3 protein-coding genes are annotated in these 3,120 nt (G+C 65.0%); all 3 read right to left on the reverse strand.

Annotated elements, in window-relative coordinates; translation table 11 throughout:
• Positions 1-158: UDP-3-O-acyl-N-acetylglucosamine deacetylase (locus M3O22_09105; protein ID MDP9196897.1), on the reverse strand; the 158-nt coding region annotated here is incomplete at its 3' end.
• Positions 159-449: 291 nt separating this feature from the next.
• Positions 450-2,000, reverse strand: coding sequence for a cell division protein FtsZ (ftsZ, locus tag M3O22_09110; protein MDP9196898.1), 1,551 nt, complete (start codon positions 1,998-2,000; stop codon positions 450-452).
• 63 nt (positions 2,001-2,063) lie between these two features.
• Positions 2,064-3,120, reverse strand: a 1,057-nt coding sequence (gene ftsA, locus M3O22_09115) for a cell division protein FtsA (GenBank protein ID MDP9196899.1), incomplete at its 5' end; no start/stop codon positions are given.

Raw genomic sequence — 3,120 nt, forward strand, 5'->3', positions numbered from 1 at the left:
GGCTGGTCCGTACGGACAAAGGTAATCCCCGTTCCGGGCGCCGCGGGACGCAGCTTCAGGTTAGCGCGTATGCCCGAATGCACACCGACGCCCACGCAGGAGATGGGGCTTTTCAGCGTGCGCTGGAACACAGAGGGACGGGGTCTGGGGCTGGTCATCACGGTGGCATGTCCCGAAGTCTGGAAACAGAAGGAAAATCCTGAGCATCCAAACCTACCGCAGGGCCCGGACCGGGACAAATCACTGATTGTTACCCTTTGTTACAGGGGGATACCTCTCTTCCCGGGGAACCTTGCATAAGCCCTCCACCCCCGCTGTCATCCCCGCGCAAGCGGGGATCCAGCGGGCCCATGCCCATGGGCCATGTGACTCATGTGCCGCGCAGACGCGCGTCAAAACTGCATCCCGCGTCAAGCCCGGGATGACAGAAAGGGTTATGGAAGGTCAGATCAATTCACTTGGCGGCGGAGGAAGGCCGGTATATCCAGCACATCGTCGTCCACGGGGACCAGTCTGGTCTTCTCGGCCAGAAGATCGCCGGGACCATCCGCAGCCCGTGCCACCAGGGGCTTCTGCGGCACCTGGGGCGGAAGGTCCGCCGGATCTTCTGCAGACCGGCGGGCCGAAGCACCCAGCCCGGTCATGCGGGCAAACAGGGACGGACGGGCAGGCCGCTCCGCCACGGCTTCAGGTTTCCGGGCCGGGCCGGGAACAGCCGGTTCAGGGTTTTCGTGAAGCCCGGTTCCCGAAAACAGCGGCGGCAGAAGCATGTCGTCCTGGTTTTCCGGCTCTGCAAAAAAATTCCCTGCGGCAAGGGCGGGCTGTTCCGCCTGCGCTGCCATCTCCGGAACTGCTGCCGGACGGGCTGCGGAAGGGGCAGGAATTGCAGATGCATGGAGGGGAGAGGCCACAAGGCGGCCCAGATATTCTGCCGCTGCGGTTCCGCGCGCCTGGGCCATGACCGGCGCAACACCCGGAAGTTTCCGGGACAGGTCAATGCCGGCAAGGGCGCCGGCCGCTGTCCGCGCCTGGCTCTCGTTCCGGGCCGGGTGGACCTCGATGCCTGTGGCCACGACGGACACGCGCATGGTGCCGTTCATGGACTGGTCGAAAGTAGAGCCGAAAATGATGTTGGCGTCCGGGTCCATCTCGTCGCGGATACGATTTACGGCCTCATCCACCTCGAACAGGGCGATGTCCATACCGCCGGTGATGTTCACCAGCGCGGCCCGCGCGCCTTTCAGGGAAACATCGTCCAGCAGGGGGTTGGAGATGGCAGCCTCTGCGGCCTGGAGGGCCCGGCGCTCGCCTGCCGCTTCGCCTGTACCCATCATGGCCTTGCCCATCTCGCTCATGACCGTGCGCACGTCGGCAAAGTCCAGGTTGATCAGGCCCGGCATCATCATCAGGTCAGTCACGCCGCGCACACCGGCGTGCAGCACGTCGTCGGCCATGCGAAAGGCCTCGGCGAACGTGGTCTTCTCGTTGGCCACCCGGAACAGGTTCTGGTTGGGAATGACGATCAGCGTGTCCACGTACTGCTGCAGCTCGGCAATGCCGGATTCGGCCGAGCGCATCCGGTGCGCCCCCTCGAACTTGAAGGGTTTTGTGACAACGCCCACGGTCAGGATGCCCGCTTCCTTCGCGGCCCGGGCAATGACGGGCGCTGCACCGGTGCCGGTGCCCCCGCCCATGCCGGCGGTGATGAACACCATGTTGCAACCCTGCAGGTGGCCGCGGATTTCTTCCAGTTCTTCCTCGGCCGAGGCGCGACCCACGTCAGGACGGGCACCGGCGCCAAGACCCTTTGTCAGCTGGGATCCCAGCTGGAGGCGCTTCTGCGCCTTTGATTTTGCCAGGGCCTGGGCATCCGTGTTGGCGACGATGAACTCGACGCCCCGAAGCCTGGCTTCGATCATGTTGTCGACGGCATTGCCCCCGGCACCACCGACGCCAAAAACAAAAATCAGCGGCTGCTGCTGTACGCCGTTTTCCGGCATGGCGGTCTCGCTCACTGGACTCTCCACTTCCTGTTCAAACAGCGACATACCTTTGTCTCTTTCTCAAAGATTCTCACGCAACCACTGCCCCACCCGGCCCATCCAGTTCCTGGCCGCCCCCGGCGCTGCCGCAGCAGCCACGGGCCTGTCCCTGTGCCGGGCCGCATGCGAGAGGACCAGCCCGCAGACTGCCGAGAATGCCGGCCCGGACATGGATGCCGGAAGCCCCGCGATCGCCGGGGGTCCCCCCATGCGCACAGGCCCTTCCAGAACAGTCTGGACAAGGTCCCGCAGGCCAGGAAGCTGGCATGCTCCTCCCGTCAATACCACCCTGCGCGGTGTTGTTCCAGAAAAACCCGCAGACAGAAGACGTTGCCTGACAATCCCCAGGGTTTCCTCCAGCCGCGCATGGATAATGCGCACCAGCATGGCGCGGGAGACCTGGCCCGTCTGCTCGGCCCCCTCCTCACCCGCCAGAGGATAGCTGATGCTCTCGCGGGAATCCGATGCGCCCGGCATGGCGTGACCATACAGGGTTTTCAGCCGCTCGGCCGAGGCCAGCGATGTTGTCAGGCCGCGGGCAATATCCGTGGTCACATGCTGTCCGCCCACAGGGATACTGTCGGCATGGACAAGCTTGCCCTCGCTGAAGACTGCCACAGACGTGGTACCGCTGCCCATGTCGACCAGGACGGTGCCGATCTCCCGCTCTTCGTCCGTCAGGCAGGCCAGCCCGGCGGCCCAGGGCGCCAGGACAAGATCATCCACATCCAGGTGGCAGAGCGCGATGGCTGCGGACAGATTGCGCACGGCTGTTTCCCGCGCCGCCACTGTGTGGAGCCGCAGTCCCAGGCGGGATCCGTACAGGCCCCGGGGATCGCGGATGCCCTTCTGGTCGTCCAGGGCATAGTACAGGGGGATGGCGTGCAGCACCTGCATTCCTTCTCCGGCCCGGGCCTCTTCCAGTGCCAGGGACTGCACGGCGGCCACATCGGCATCGGAAACAGCGGCGTTCCCCAGGCCGGTTTCCACATAGCCCGTCAGGGATACCGGGGATCCGCCGCACAGGACGGAGCGCACAGAGCGGATAGTGGTTCCGGCCATCTGCTCTGCCGCGTTG

This window comes from Pseudomonadota bacterium, from assembly GCA_030775045.1.
GTDB lineage: Bacteria > Pseudomonadota > Alphaproteobacteria > JALYJY01 > JALYJY01 > JALYJY01.

Bases quoted from the DNA above. Each gene is read 5' to 3' on its own strand.
- ftsZ (MDP9196898.1), bottom strand. From the start codon at position 2,000: ATGCCGGAAAACGGCGTACAGCAGCAGCCGCTGATTTTTGTTTTTGGC.